The organism is Verticiella alkaliphila (assembly GCF_018904615.1).
Lineage (GTDB): Bacteria > Pseudomonadota > Gammaproteobacteria > Burkholderiales > Burkholderiaceae_B > Verticiella > Verticiella alkaliphila.
This window is the reverse complement of sequence record NZ_JADCNH010000019.1, coordinates 35,084-48,976: the sequence shown is the minus strand read 5'-3', so window position 1 is coordinate 48,976 and position 13,893 is coordinate 35,084. Positions and strand designations below refer to the sequence as shown.

Here is a 13,893-nt window from a genome sequence, read left to right as displayed (position 1 = left end):
GGCACGAACGCCAACGTTTGCGTTCGCTGCGGTGGCGTCTGGCATCCCCACGACGACGCTTGCTCATACCGCCCATTGCCCGGAGCCCGGCATGCACCGCCCCCGCATGATCGCCCTGCTGCAGCAGCTAGCCCCCACCGAAGGCTTCACCGCGTCGCGTCTGGACGACGTGACGTTCATGCGCGCCGACCAGCCACTGCCCGTGACGCCGGCCCTGTATGAACCCAGCCTCGTTTTCGTTCTGCAGGGACGCAAGCGCGGCGTGCATGGCGGACAGCCCTATGTGTACGACGCTGGGCACTATCTGGTGCTGACGGTACCGCTGCCCTTCAGCACGCAGACCGAGGCGAGCGCTGCCGCCCCGATGCTCGGGCTGACGGTGCGCATCTCCCCTGCCCTGACAGCGGACATCGCCATGCGCCTGGACGACCTCACGCAGGCCCCCGCGCACGCGCAGCCGACGACGCTGTACGCCAGCCCGCTGGACGACGCGCTCGAAGACGCCCTCTGGCGCCTGCTGCAGGCGCTGGCCTCGCCCGAGGACGCCGCCATCCTGGGCCCGGCGCTATTGCGCGAGATCACCTATCGGGTGCTGCGCGGCCCCCAGGGCGGCAGCCTGCGCGCTGCCCTGCAGCAGGGCAGCCACTTCGGCCGCATCGCCAAGGTGCTGCGCCGCGTGCACACTCACTATGCGCAGAGCCTCGATGTCCCCACATTGGCCGAAGAGGCCAACCTGAGCGTGCCGGCGTTTCATGTGCACTTCAAGGCCGTGACGGCCACCTCGCCAATCCAGTACATCAAGTCGATCCGATTGCATCAGGCGCGGCTCATGATGATCCGTCAGGGCACCAGCGTGGCGCGCGCCGCCGATGCCGTCGGGTACGAGAGCGCCTCGCAGTTCAGCCGGGAATTCAAGCGGATGTTCGGCCGCAGCCCCGTGGACGAGACCCGACACCTGCAGACATTGTTCGCGCTGGCGCCTGCCGTGGAGGGCCAGGCTGGTACCGTCGCGCCTGCACCGACGTGAGGGGCTGACGCGAACTCCCGCGGGGCACGCTGACGCTACAGCGCGTCCACCATGCCGAGCAAGGCCGACAGGCTGTCGGCGTCGTTGCGTGCCGCGAAGGCCTTGACGAGCGCGTCACGCTTGGCACGGCCGGCCTCGCTCGTATAGATCGACTGCAACGTGCGCACCTCCTCGGGCGGCAGGTAGGAAAGCACATAGCGTTGGCGGAACATCGCCCGCTGCCGCTCCACCTCGCGCTCCTGGCCCAGCGCCCGGTACTCCGCCGGCGTCGCGCGCGCGATGTGGATGAGTTCGGAGCGCAGGCCATCGTCTCCATGCAGTTCGATCTCGGCCTTGGCCTGGGCATGCCCCTCCACGACCAGGATCTCCATCAACCGGTAGACGCGTTCTGCGGCCAGGACATTCTCCTCGGCCAAGGCAGGCTCTGCCATCAGCGGCAGAAGCGCCTCGATGGCGTCGGCGTCCTGACGTTCTGCCATCCGCCGCGCCATGGCTTCGCCCTCGGCCGCCAGCGCCGACTCTGGAAGGGCTCGCAGCGCCGCGTCACGCTGCGCCCAATCCTTCGCGATGCGAGCGAGGGCCTGGGCCTGCTCATCGGGCAGATCTGGCGTCTGCGCCATCGCCTCACGCATCGCCGTCATGGCGGCAGGCACTTTGAATGACTTGCGCACGTGCGTGTTGGCGATCTCGACGGTTTCGGGTACCGCGGCGCGATCCTCGTAGAGCACACGAAGCAGGCCGGAGGCGTACGCCGCGCTGTCGTGCATCGCCTCATAGCGCGCCTGTGCGTGCTCCAGTGCCAGCAAAGACTCGTCGGCCGAGGCCGCATACGCGGGCGCCACGCCCGCCAGGCACAGCGCGCCGAGCAGACGGCGCATCGAGCGGGACAGGCGTAGGGGGAAATCAAGCATCGAACGACTCCGGCACGAGGCAAAGCCGAATGATAGGAAGTGGGTCATGTCAGGCGCGCGCTCGTCCCTGACGATTCGCGGCACGGCGCGCCTGACCGCGGACATCGGGTGATGACCGGCATCAGGCGGAGTTGGGACGGGCAGGCGCGGCGCGGCGCCAATGGGCGCCAACCGCCCCGCCCGGCCCCTCCAGCGGATCCGTCGGCGGCGCGGGCAGCGCGGCAATGGCCCGACGTTGCTCATCCGTGGCCGCCTGCGTCTGCAGATCCGGCGTTTGCCCGGGCGGGTAGGCCGCCACCACTTCGAAATCCGGCGACGCATCCAGGCACTGGTGCCCGGTACCCGCAGGGAGCAGGACACAGTCACCGGCAGTGACGCGCACCGGCTCGCCCGCGTCGCCGCCCAGGCGCAGGGTGGCGCTGCCGCTGGCCACGCCCAACACCTCGTGGGCATCGACGTGATAGTGCACGTAGTCGTACACCTCGCCCCGCCAGCCGCCCTGCCAGCCGTGAGCGGCGAAACGTTCCTCGAACGTGCGCGCGGCATGCGCATCGGCCGGCACGGCGTTCTTGTACAGGATGACAGGCCACCGCGGGTGATTGGGCACGGTAGCCGTGGTGGGGAACCGCAGGGTGGCGATAAGCATGGGAGTCTCCTGGCGACGTCCGACCGGAGGCAAATTATGGGCCCGAGCGGGCTCGCCGATACAATGGCGCCCCATGAGCGTCCTCGTCCTGCACATCCTCTACATCATCGCCATCACCGCGGAATCCATGACCGCGGCGCTGGCGGCCGGGCGGCGCAGCATGGATTGGATCGGCGTGTGCCTGCTGGGCGCCATCACCGCCCTGGGCGGCGGCTCGATGCGCGATGTTCTGCTCGGCCATTACCCGTTGGTGTGGGTGGCGCATCCGGAGTATCTGCTTCTGACTGTGGCGGCCGCGCTCGGCACGATCGCCGTCGCGCGCTTCATGCACCGGTTGCGCTGGATCTTCCTCGTTCTGGACGCGATCGGACTGGTGGTCTTCACGGTGATTGGCTGCAACGTCGCGCGCGAGATGGGCCTGTCGCCCACCGTGGTGATCGTGGCGGGAATGATCACGGGCTGCGTGGGCGGCGTGTTGCGCGACATCCTGTGCAACCGCGTCCCGCTGCTCTTTCGCAGCGAACTCTATGCCAGTGTGTCGGTGGTCACGGGCGGCTTGTACGTGGCGGCGCTCGCCTTGGACTGGCACCACGAAGTCGCCCTTTTCACCGCGATGGCGGCCGGCCTCACCATGCGGCTGCTCGCCTTGCGCTTCAACTGGCACATGCCCAAGTTCGTGTACGCCCGCGAGGGGCAATAACCCGCGCCCGCCTCGGCGCCGGCAGGCTCGGGCGCCCGGGCCCTATCGCGTACCCGCCGCGACGAACCCGCCGAAGTACACCAGGTTGACGGCAAAGTGCACGGCCACCGCGGCCAGCAGCCCGCCACGGTGGTACGCCCAGCCATAGCCAATCCCTGCCAGGCCGGCCGTCACGGCCCACCCAGCCCCGCCGGGTGCATGGGCCAGCCCGAAGAGCGCCGCGGCGCCGAGCGTGGTCAGCACAGGGTGGGTCGGCCAGCGCCGCACCAGCGCGCCCTGCAGGTAACCGCGAAACAACAGTTCCTCGGTGACGCAGACCAGCAGCAGGTTGTTCGCGGCCCACAGCCAGCCGCCCGGTGACCAGCCTGGCAGCCAGACGACGAGGCCGGACGCGAGGGCTGCCAGCAGGCACACCAGGAGCGTGACTGGGGTGGCGAGCAGGGTGATGCCGAGGACTTGCCCGGCGCTGTGCCGCGGCACCACCCAGGGGCAAGCGAGCAGCAGCCACACGCCGATCAGCGGCTTGTCCAGGTTCAGGTAAAAGCTGCCCAGCGCGTGCCATTGGCTGGCAGGTGGCAGCGACACCATCCCGTTGTGAAAGCCCGACAACCCGTGCAGGCCGAGACCCAGAGCCAGGCAGACAAACGCGGCGTGGCCTGCCAGCTGCCAGGCCCGGGAGCCCCGACGCACGCAGATACCGGCCAGGAGGAGCCCGGCAAATACCGGAAGGCTGGCCAGCGAAAGCCTGCCGTGGGCCAGCGCCAAGGCATAGCCCACACCCAGCATGACCATCAGTGCCCAGCCCGCGGTGGGAAGGGACACAGCGGGCAAGGGCATCGCGCGAGGAGACTGCGGCAAACGCATGACGGGATCTGCAATCCGGGGGCCACATTATCGCGGGCCGGTCGGCGCCTTGTCGCTCCCTGTCGAAATCAAGCCCGTCGCGGCCGTTTGCGTGGCGTGCAGACGCCTAGCGCACGCGTGCGAGCGCGCGTCGGGCCTCATGCACCAGCGTCTGGACGGTCTGCGCGAGCGATTCGCCACGGTCGATGAATCCGACTGCCGGACCGCAGGAGAGCAACCCCTGCTGCACGTCACCTTCGGTGTAGCACGCCTGCCGCGTCAACGTACCCGACACCAGGGCCGAGTAGGCGGCATAGTCCCGCTCGCCGGCCGCCTCCAGGTCTGCCACCTGTTCGGCCGTCCGGTTGCGCAGGACGCGCCAGGTGCGACCGAGCGAGCCGAACACGCGCACGGTTGCGTTCTCGTCGGCAGCGACCAGCGCGGCTTTGTAGGCTGGATGGGCCCATATCTCGTCGCACGCCAGAAAGCGCGTGCCCATGACGACAGCATCAGCGCCCAACGCAAGCGCGGCCACGATCTGCTCGCCACAGCCGATGCCCCCGCCGACCACCAGAGGGATATCCAGCTCGCGCGCCGCCAACGCGCCGAGCAGGCTCGTGGGCAGCTCTCCCGGGCCGGGATGCCCGCCCTCCTCCATGCCGACCAGACCGACCATGTCCACACCCGCGGCCTGAGCGGCCCGCGCATGGCGCAGCGCCGCGCACTTGTGCAGCAGGATGCCGCCCGCCTCGTGGATCCGGTCGATCAAGGCCTGCGGCGGCAGCGTCCCTGCCGTCTCGAAGGCCGTGATTCCTTGGGCCAACGCCAGCTCCAGCATGGCGCCCGTGCCCTGGTTGTCGCTGTGCCGGGACAACGTGAAGTTCACGCCAATGGGCGCGTCACCGGCCAGGCGGCGCGCGAGCGATACACCCTCGGCAAACGCCTGCGCGTGCGCAAACGAGCGCGCGGTCAGGAACCCCAGGCCTCCAGCCCGTCCCATCGCTGCTACGAACGCCGGATCCGACAGCCACATCATGCCGCCCGCCAGAATGGGATAGCGGATGCCAAAGGCCTGCGTGACCCGCGTCGCCGGCAAGATGCCATCGTCGTTCGTCATGACACAGACGCCACATCATGCGCGACGATCACTGCATCCAGGGGGTAAGCGCCCTCCCCGACACGGCCTACCCACACCGGGTTGAGGTCGATCTCGGCCACGCGCGCGCCCTGGGCCAACACGATGTCCGACACTTGGGCCAACAGCCTGGCCAGAGCAGCCTCGTCGCGGGGAGGCTGGCCCCGGGCGCCCGCGAGCAGCGGATAACAGCGCAGCTCGCGCAGCATGCGCTCGGCCTCGTCCACACTGACCGGCAGCATGCGGCGGGCCACATCGCGGAAGATCTCAACGTAGATCCCGCCCAGGCCCACGGTCATCATGGGACCAAGCACGGGATCGCGGGAGATGCCCACCAGAAGCTCAAGGCCGCCGACGGGCGCCATGGGCTCGAGCAACAGACCTTCGATGCGGGCCTGCGGCATGGCTTGGCGCACACTGGCATGAATCTCGTCCCAAGCCCGTCCCACGGCCTCGGCTCCCGCCAGGCCCAGCCGCACCCCACCGACGTCGGATTTGTGCTGGATGTCTGCACTGAGCACTTTGGCCGCCAAGGCGATCCCGTGAGTCTGGGCCACCGCCATGGCCGCGTCGCGTGAACTCACCGCGTGGCTCTGCGGCAACGCCATGCCTGCCTCGCGCAGCCACGTCTTGGCCTTCGACTCAGTCATGGCGCGCGCGGGTGACTGCGGGGTGTCGCCGGCGTGGAGCACGGCCGGATGGAACTCAGGATCATGGCTTGCCAGCCAGCGGCCGTGGTCAACCCATCGCCGCAAGGCCTTGACGGCCTTGCTCACGCTGCGCATGGGCGCCATGCCGGCGTCTCGCAGGATGCCGTAGCCTTCTCCAGTGCGCTCGCTCATCCAGATCGGCACGATCGGCACGGGGCTCTGCGTCTGGGCGGCGGCGACCCGGCGCGCGATGGTGGCCGTGACCTCGCCATAGTCCAGCGCCATGGGCAGGATGACCATCGCCACCCCCGGATCGCGGCAGACCGCTAGCATCGTCTTCTCGATGAGGCTGTCGTCAGCCAGCACGGCGGTCGTCGTGTCGATCGGATTGACGATGGAGGCATAACTGGGCAGCAAGCCCCGCAGAGTGACCGTCGTGCTTTCTGCAAACGGCACCAGCGTGAGCCCGGCCAGCCCGATGGCATCGGCCGTCATGGCGGTCGTGCCGCCCGACGAGCAGTACACGGCCAGGCCCGGCTCGGGCGCATCCGGCGGATTGGGCGCCGGATGCGCACGGGCCAGGAGCCACGCCGTGTCGGCCAGCTCGTCGATGTCATCGACTTCAATGACACCCAGCTGACGGAACACCGCGCTGTTGACCTCGGCAGATCCCGTGATGGACGCCGTATGCGATTGGGCGGCCTTGCTACCGTACTCCGAACGCCCCACCTTGAAGGCAACGATGGGCTTGCCACGCCGCGTGGCGCGCTGCACGGCACGTACGAAGCGTGGCCCGTCGTTGATACCCTCCAGGAGAATAGCGATGACCTCGATGCCCGATGTATCGGCCATGGCCTCGATGAAGTCTGCCACCTGCAGATCCAGTTCATTGCCCGTGGATGCCCACAGGCCGATTCCCACGCCGCGGTCCATCGTCTGCATCACGTTGCGTCCCAGGCCGCCGCCCTGGGTGATCAGACCGATCGGACCGGCACGAAGGTCGTGCCGGAACGAGGGCGAGAACGTGAAGCCGATGCGTTCGTTGACATTGCACAGCCCCGGGCAATTGGGCCCATAGATGCGCATGCCGGTGTCGGCCACGACCCGGCGCAGGCGCTCGGCGTACTCCTGGCCCTCGCCGCCGCCCTCGCCAAAGCCGGACGTGAAGACGATCGCGTAGCGCACGCCCAGGCGGCCGCACGCCTCCAGGGCCGGCACGGCTGTATCCGCAGGTACGGCAACGATCACCATCTCGGGCACGGCAGGCAGCTCGTCCACGCTGCGATAGCACGGACGATCGCCAATGCGCTCGCGACGAGCGTTGACGAGGTACACCTCACCCCGGTAAGCCGAATGGTCCAACAGATTGGCCAGGGTGCGCCCGCCGATGCTCGCCGGATTGTCCGAGGCACCGATGAGCGCCACACTGCGCGGGTTGAACAGCGACGTCAGCGAACTTGCTTGCGATTCGATCATGGCGCTCTCCGTTAGACGATGGCCGACATACCCAGGATTTCGCGCCCGACGATCAACGTCTGGATCTCGGTCGTGCCTTCCGGAATCATCCCGCCCCGCGTATCGCGAAAGATGCGCTCGATCGGATAGTCCGTGGAATAGCCCAGGCCGCCATGCACCTGCAGGGCCATGTTGGCCACCTCATGCGCGGTCTCGGTTGCGTAGAGCTTGGCGATGGAGCATTCCATGCGGGCATGGCCACCGCGCTGCAGCGCGTGGGCAGCCCGCATGCCCAAGGCGCGCGCGGCCTCCACGCGTACGGTCATGTCCACGATATGTTTCTGGATGAGCTGAAAGCTGCCGATCGGCCGACCGAACTGCGTGCGCGTCTTCGCGTATTCAACCGACAGGTCCAGCGCATGCTGGGCTGCTCCGACCGCACCCATGGCGATATTCAGGCGCGCGCCATCCAGGCCAGAGAGCACCTTGCTGAAAGCCTGTCCTTCTGCGCCCAGCAGGTTCTCGCGGGGGATCTTCACGTCTGCGAACGACAGCTCGGCCGTGCCGGTGCAGCGCAGCACCATGGTGTCGAGTCGACGCACTTCATAGGGGCTGGCCTCGCGCTCGACAATGAAGAGCGAGAGCTGTCCATCGCAATCCGGGCTGAAGGTGCGCGCCACGACAATGGCGAAATCTGCCCATGCGCCATTGGTGATCCAGAGCTTGCGCCCATTGAGCACATAATGGTCACCGCGCAGATCCGCGCGCATCTGGATGCCGGCCACGTTCGAGCCCGTGTTCGGCTCGGTAATGCCCATGCAGGCGCTACGTTCGCTGCGCAGCAAAGGCTGCAGAAAGCGCGCCTTCTGATCGTCCGTGCCCAGCGCATGCAGTCGCCGGATCGCGCCATTGGTGATGTTGAGCAGTGTGCGCAGGGACATCCACGTATAGCCCGCTTCCTCCATCAGCATGGCCCAGGTGAGGTAGTCCAGGTCCATCCCGCCATCGGCCTCGGGCAGCATGCCGCCGATATAGCCAAACTCGCGCAGCGCCGGCAGCACCTCGAAAGGAAAGCTGTGCTCGGCTTCGTGCCGCACGATGTGCGGCACGACCTTGGCCTGCATGTAGCGGCGGATGCTGTCACGCACGATGGCGTGCTCGGTCTCCAGCGGGATCGTCATGGTGTCTCCTCTGTTGTCATGAAGCCCGTCAAGGGCCGGGTGCGCTGCGCGGGCTCTTTCGCGCCGTTGCGCGCACCGGCGAATCGGGCTGGCTGAATGCGGCAGCGCGCACTTCGAGCAGGACCTGCAGGTACAGATCCCGATGTTCATCGATACGGTCTTGCGGGCCGGTCAACGAGATGGCCAGTGGCTCGCCTCCCACCAGCCCGCCCACGGCCAGCGCGCCCACGCCCAAGACGCCCTCGCTGCGCGCCTCTGCCCAGCCCTGAGCACGCACCTGGTCGACGGCAGCCTCGACCTGGGCTGGGTCCGTCATGGAATGTGGTGTGAGCTTGCGCAAGGGCTTGACGCGCAGGTGCCGCGCGGCCTCCTCCGGCGAGGTCTGCGCGAGCAGCGCCTTGCCCAGCGCCGATCCATGCAAGGCCATCTTCTCGCCCACCTTCATGACATAGCGCAATTGATACTTGCCTTCCTGAAAACCGATCACGCGCACGAAGCCGCTCTCCAGCCGCCCGCACAACGCAGTCTCGCCAGTCTTGCTTGCCAGGAGCTCGATCGCTTCGCGACTGATCTGCAATGTTGGGTCATTCTCGGCGATCGATTGAGCCGCACTGAACAGACGGCTGGTGGGATAGAAACGCTTGGTCCTCGCAGTGCGCGTGACATAGCCCGCCTGATAGAGCGTGTGCAACAGATCCGCGCAGCTGCTGTCGGCAATCCCGATGAATCGGGCCAGCTCCGAGTTCGACAGCTCGCGCTGCTCGCGAGCGAACACTTCAAAAATGGCCATGGCTCTGGCGACGGCTGGAACGTTTGCTGCCAATTTCTTCTCCGGTATTTCGTGATGTCTTCACCCCTGAATTGTGCCAAAACCAGGATGCACAGGGATTACACCTAAGAAGAAATGAGTTGATATGAACCCTACACTTCACGATATACTGAACTCTATCACGGAATACCGCGACTCAACATAAGAAGATTCGACGTCGACCTGACGTTGGACAACCCCGGAGGAGACGAGATGAAAGGAAGCTTTCGTACAGGTGTTGCCACGCTGTCGCTGGTGATATCGACCAGCAGCTGGGCTGACACATTCCCGTCACGACCGATCACGTGGGTCGTGCCCTATACACCTGGCGGGGTCACCGACCACACCTCGCGCATGATCGGCAAACTCATGGCTGACGACCTTGGCCAACCCGTGGTTGTGGACAACCGCCCCGGCGCCGGCGGACAACTGGGCACCGAGCAGTTCAAGCGCGCCACGCCCGACGGCTATACGCTGCTCTACGGCACCCAGGGCACGTTGGCCACGAGCCCCTGGCTCTACAAGAACGTGACATACAAGCCCATGGAGGACTTCATCCCCGTTCACGGCATGCTGGCCTCACCCACCATCCTGGTCACAGGCGCGAACAACCGCTTCAAGACCATCGAGGAGCTGGTCGCGTTCGCCAAGGCCAATCCCGGTAAGGTCAACATGGGATCTGCTGGCATCGGCACCGGCAGTCATCTGGCCGGTGAGCTGTTCCAGAATGCCGCGGGGATCAAGTTCACGCACGTGCCCTATAAGGGCAGTGGTCCCGCACTCAACGACCTGCGCGGGGGCGCTATCGACCTGCTGTTCGACTACATGGTCAGTTCCACCCCCCATCTGCAGGCAGGCGCCATCCGGCCGCTGGCCGTGACGGGCAAAGAGCGCGTGGCAGCCCTGCCGGATACGCCGACGATCGCCGAGGCCGGATTTCCGGAGGCACAGACGACGAGTTGGGCCGGCATCTTCGTGCCCGCTGGCACGCCCGAACCGGTCATCGCGCGCCTGGCGCAATCCATGGACAAGGCCCTGGCCTCCGAGACGGTCAGGACGTACGCGCGCGAGTTCGGCAGCGAACCGCTGATCGGCCTGTCGCAGGACAAGTTCAGCGACTTCGTACGCGAGGAGATGGCGCGCTGGAAGGGCGTGGTCGAGAAGGCAAACCTGCAGTTGGACTGAACCGCAGCTGCGGCCGGGCGCGCCGCAGCGCACGATCTGGAGATACCCATGAATCACCCTGGTGAGCCGGTGCACCCGGCCCTGTATGCGCTGGCCGAGGACGGCACGCTCGACCTGCTGTATCTGGCCTGCGGCGCATGCGGGGCACTGACCTTCCCCTCCAGCGCGTATGGCTGCCGTTGCTGTGGAGCCGCCGCCGAAGCGGGCCACACACAACGGCTGGCCGGGCGGGCGCGCGTTCGCCAGATGGTCACTGTTCACCAAGCGCTCACGCCCGCCTTGGCCGCGCCCTATGTCGTGGCCGAGCTCGAACTGGCCGGCGGCGTCCTGGAGGAGGCCGTCCTGGACGTTCGGCACGAGGGCGACCTGGCACCCGGCATGCCGGTACGCGCGGTGCCGGCCATCATGCCCGACGGGCGCTTCACGTGCCGATTCGCCCCTTTGGAGGACGCAGCATGAGCCAGACGACACCCTGCTCGAACGCCACGGTGGCCCCTGCCGCGAGTGCCGGCCGCCTGTTGCAGCAGGCGCCGGTCTACGTCATCGGCATCGGCATGCACCGTTATCAGTTCGCGAGCGACACGCCCTACGTGCCGATGGGGTTGACCGCCGTGCGTGAAGCCCTGGCCGACGCCGGCGTCGCCTGGCCCGACGTCCAGGCAGCCTATGTTGGCACCTCGGCCATCGGCATGGCGACCGGGCGTGTCATGTTGCGTCACCTGGGGTCGACCGGCCTTGCCGTCACTCAAGTCGAAAGCGCCTCGGCGTCAGGATGCGCCGCATTTCGTGAGGCCTGCCTGGCCGTGGCCAGTGGCGAGACGGACATCGCCCTGGCATTGGGTGTGGACAAGCCAGGCGATTCGCGCCGTGCCGCCGACAAGGACGGTCTGGACCGGCTCTCGCCCACCGCCAATATTCCAGCCGTGAAGTTTGCGTTGATGGCGCGAGACTACCTGGCCCGCCATGGGCTGTCGGTCGAGGCGATGGCTCGCGTGGCGGTCAAGAACCACGGCAACGCCGCCCTGAACCCCTACGCCCAGTTCCGCAAGCCACGCACGCTAGAGCAGGTGCTGTCCTCGCCGGCCGTCGTAGGAGACCTGACGGTGCAACAGTGCTGCCCACGCGGCGAAGGTGCCGCCGCCGTGCTGGTGGCCTCGGCTGCAGCATTGGACAAGATCGGCTACGCCAAGTCGCGCGCTGTTCGCATACTGGCCTCAGTGGCCACCAGCGAGACGCTCGGCTCCGACACGGAGTCCGCAGCCCACGCTCTGGTACGCGTGTCCACCGAACAGGCCCTCGCCCAGGCCGGGGTGAGCGCCAGCACACTGGATCTGGTTGAGCTGCACGAGGCGTTCTCGATCGAGGAGTTGATCTACACCGAGGCCATGGGCCTGTGCGGCCCGGGAGAAGGCGCGGCCTATCTGGCCGACGGGGCCTCGCGTATCGGCGGACAGTGCGCGGTCAACGCCTCGGGCGGCCTGCTCGGCATGGGGCACCCGATCGGCCCGACCGGCATCGGACAGGTGGCCGAGATCACCCGACAGATCCGGGGTGAAGCCACCGGCCGACAACATGCCGGCGCGCGTCTCGGCCTTGCTCACATGATCGGCCTGGGCTCGGTGGCATTCGCCCATGTGCTGGCCGGCTGGAACGACGCGGCATGAGCCGCCTGGAGACGCCATGAAAACGCTTGAGACGGTGGGCTACAAGGTGGACGACGACGTCGCCGTCATCACCCTGAATCGCCCGGACCGGATGAACACGCTGGGCGCCAGCATGAAGCCTGACTTGGCGTGCGCATTCTTCGAATGGGCGCGCGAGGACACCGCCGTGCGCTGCGTGGTGATCACTGGCGCGGGCGAGCGCGCCTTCTGCGCTGGCGCGGACATCAAGGAGCGCGCCGGCAACAGCCCCGCGCCCGCGGATTACTTCGTGAACCAGCAGCGCACGCATGACCTGTTCACCAACATCGCCACCTTTGAAAAGCCCGTGATCGCCGCCCTGAACGGCGTCGCACTGGGCGGAGGCCTCGAACTGGCGCTGTGCGCAGACATCCGCATCGCCGCCGAGCATGCCCGTCTGGGTCTGCCGGAGGTCAAGCTGGGCGTGATTCCGGCGGCCGGCGGCACACAGCGCCTGACCCGCGTGGTCGGCGCCGCCAAGGCCAAGGAGCTGGTCTTCACCTCGGCGCTGATCGACGCGCAGGCCGCGCTGACCCTGGGCCTCGTCAACCAGGTGGTAGCCGCCGACGCCCTGTTGCCGTCGGCACTGCGCCTGGCTCACGCCATTGCGGCGCAGCCGCCGTTGGCCATCCGCTTTGCCAAGCAGGCGATCGATTTGGGCGAAGAGGTCGACATTCATTCCGCCCTGCAGTACGAGCGCTTCGCTGCGGCGATGCTCATCGACAGCGAGGACCGCAAGGAAGGCATGCGTGCCTTCATCGAGAAGCGAGCCCCCCGCTTTCACGGCCGCTGAGCCGCCCCCTACCCCCAAGGAAGACAAGACCATGGAATTGAACCTGCAAGGCAAGGCCGCGATGATCACCGGCGGCGGACAAGGCGTGGGCCGTCGGCTGTGCCTGGAGTTTGCCGCCGAGGGCGTGACCGTCCTGGTCAATGACCTCTTCGCCGAACGTGCCGAGCGCGTCGTCAACGAGATACGGGCGCTGGGCGGGCAGGCCGTACCGATGGTGTGCGACATCACCGACTACGACGCCCTGTCGTCGGCCTTCTCCCAGGCGCTTCAGGCCGCTGGCCTCAGCCATGTGGACATCCTGGTCAACAACGCCGGGGTCACCCCCGAGCGTCGAGCCAAGGGCGGCATCCCTCCCGCCTTCCTGGACATGCCTCTGGCGGACTGGCGCAAGGTGGTGGACCTGAACGTCTATGGGGTGATGTACTGCTGCCGGCTGGTACTGCCAGGCATGCAGGCCGCCGGCGCTGGCAAGATCGTGAGCATCATGTCCGAGGCGGGCCGCATCGGCGAGGCCGGCCTGGCGGTGTATTCCGGCGCAAAGGCCGCCATTCTCGGGTTCTCCAAAGCGATCGCCCGGGAGCACGGTCGAGACCGCATCAACGTCAACGTGATCGCCCTCGGTGCGGTGTCCCATGAAGGGATCGCCAACGGCGCGCTGCACCCGGACGCGACACCCGCCAACGACGAGCGCTTGAAGAAGATGCTGCGCGCCTATCCGATCGCCCGCGGGCTGGAACGCCTGTCCCGGCCCGAGGATGTCGCCGGGGCCGTGCTGTATCTGGCGTCAGACCGCGCGGCCTACGTGACAGGGCAGAGCCTGGGGGTGAGCGGCGGCTTTGCCATGATTTAGGGTGTGTCGGCACCGACGGTCACGAGG

General features: G+C 67.3%; 14 protein-coding genes. 7 read left to right on the top strand and 7 right to left on the bottom strand.

What is annotated here, in order from left to right:
• The first annotated feature begins 91 nt into the window (after positions 1 to 91).
• Positions 92 to 1,027 (top strand): AraC family transcriptional regulator, encoded by a 936-nt coding sequence (locus IMZ29_RS13365; protein ID WP_253207102.1) that lies wholly within the window; start codon positions 92 to 94, stop codon positions 1,025 to 1,027.
• 35 nt (positions 1,028 to 1,062) lie between these two features.
• On the opposite strand, the gene IMZ29_RS13360 is transcribed toward IMZ29_RS13365, so the two are convergent.
• Complete coding sequence (locus IMZ29_RS13360; protein WP_216184724.1) at positions 1,063 to 1,938, bottom strand: hypothetical protein; 876 nt, start codon at positions 1,936 to 1,938, stop codon at positions 1,063 to 1,065.
• A 121-nt stretch (positions 1,939 to 2,059) separates the two neighbouring features.
• A complete protein-coding gene (locus IMZ29_RS13355) occupies positions 2,060 to 2,584 on the bottom strand; it encodes a cupin domain-containing protein (RefSeq protein ID WP_216184722.1) in 525 nt (174 codons plus the stop codon).
• Positions 2,585 to 2,657: 73 nt separating this feature from the next.
• Between IMZ29_RS13355 and IMZ29_RS13350 the strand changes: the two genes are divergently transcribed.
• Positions 2,658 to 3,284, top strand: coding sequence for a trimeric intracellular cation channel family protein (locus tag IMZ29_RS13350; RefSeq protein WP_216184719.1), 627 nt, complete (start codon positions 2,658 to 2,660; stop codon positions 3,282 to 3,284).
• 42 nt (positions 3,285 to 3,326) lie between these two features.
• On the opposite strand, the gene IMZ29_RS13345 is transcribed toward IMZ29_RS13350, so the two are convergent.
• The 5 genes from IMZ29_RS13345 to IMZ29_RS13325 form a co-directional block, all read right to left on the bottom strand.
• Positions 3,327 to 4,148: a CPBP family intramembrane glutamic endopeptidase gene (locus IMZ29_RS13345; protein WP_216184718.1), complete on the bottom strand. Its 822-nt coding sequence runs from the start codon at positions 4,146 to 4,148 to the stop codon at positions 3,327 to 3,329.
• A gap of 106 nt (positions 4,149 to 4,254) precedes the next feature.
• The gene (locus tag IMZ29_RS13340; RefSeq protein WP_216184715.1) at positions 4,255 to 5,244 is read right to left on the bottom strand and encodes an NAD(P)H-dependent flavin oxidoreductase; all 990 of its coding nucleotides are present in this window, start codon (positions 5,242 to 5,244) and stop codon (positions 4,255 to 4,257) included.
• Positions 5,241 to 7,388 (bottom strand): acetate--CoA ligase family protein, encoded by a 2,148-nt coding sequence (locus IMZ29_RS13335; protein ID WP_216184712.1) that lies wholly within the window; start codon positions 7,386 to 7,388, stop codon positions 5,241 to 5,243. The genes IMZ29_RS13340 and IMZ29_RS13335 overlap by 4 nt, the downstream gene beginning before the upstream one ends.
• An 11-nt stretch (positions 7,389 to 7,399) precedes the next feature.
• The gene (locus tag IMZ29_RS13330; RefSeq protein ID WP_216184709.1) at positions 7,400 to 8,548 is read right to left on the bottom strand and encodes an acyl-CoA dehydrogenase family protein; all 1,149 of its coding nucleotides are present in this window, start codon (positions 8,546 to 8,548) and stop codon (positions 7,400 to 7,402) included.
• 28 nt (positions 8,549 to 8,576) lie between these two features.
• The gene (locus tag IMZ29_RS13325; protein ID WP_216184707.1) at positions 8,577 to 9,371 is read right to left on the bottom strand and encodes an IclR family transcriptional regulator; all 795 of its coding nucleotides are present in this window, start codon (positions 9,369 to 9,371) and stop codon (positions 8,577 to 8,579) included.
• A 198-nt stretch (positions 9,372 to 9,569) separates the two neighbouring features.
• Between IMZ29_RS13325 and IMZ29_RS13320 the strand changes: the two genes are divergently transcribed.
• The 5 genes from IMZ29_RS13320 to IMZ29_RS13300 are packed head-to-tail and all read left to right on the top strand — an operon-like array spanning position 9,570 to position 13,866.
• A complete protein-coding gene (locus IMZ29_RS13320; RefSeq protein ID WP_216184704.1) occupies positions 9,570 to 10,541 on the top strand; it encodes a Bug family tripartite tricarboxylate transporter substrate binding protein in 972 nt (323 codons plus the stop codon).
• Positions 10,542 to 10,589: 48 nt separating this feature from the next.
• Positions 10,590 to 11,000 (top strand): Zn-ribbon domain-containing OB-fold protein, encoded by a 411-nt coding sequence (locus tag IMZ29_RS13315; protein WP_216184701.1) that lies wholly within the window; start codon positions 10,590 to 10,592, stop codon positions 10,998 to 11,000.
• Entirely contained in the window at positions 10,997 to 12,205 is a 1,209-nt protein-coding gene (locus tag IMZ29_RS13310) for a thiolase family protein (RefSeq protein WP_216184698.1), read from the top strand. Before IMZ29_RS13315 ends, IMZ29_RS13310 begins: the two co-directional genes overlap by 4 nt.
• 16 nt (positions 12,206 to 12,221) lie before the next feature.
• The gene (locus IMZ29_RS13305; protein ID WP_216184695.1) at positions 12,222 to 13,016 is read left to right on the top strand and encodes an enoyl-CoA hydratase/isomerase family protein; all 795 of its coding nucleotides are present in this window, start codon (positions 12,222 to 12,224) and stop codon (positions 13,014 to 13,016) included.
• A gap of 31 nt (positions 13,017 to 13,047) precedes the next feature.
• Complete coding sequence (locus IMZ29_RS13300) at positions 13,048 to 13,866, top strand: SDR family NAD(P)-dependent oxidoreductase (RefSeq protein ID WP_216184692.1); 819 nt, start codon at positions 13,048 to 13,050, stop codon at positions 13,864 to 13,866.
• Positions 13,867 to 13,893 lie beyond the last annotated feature (27 nt).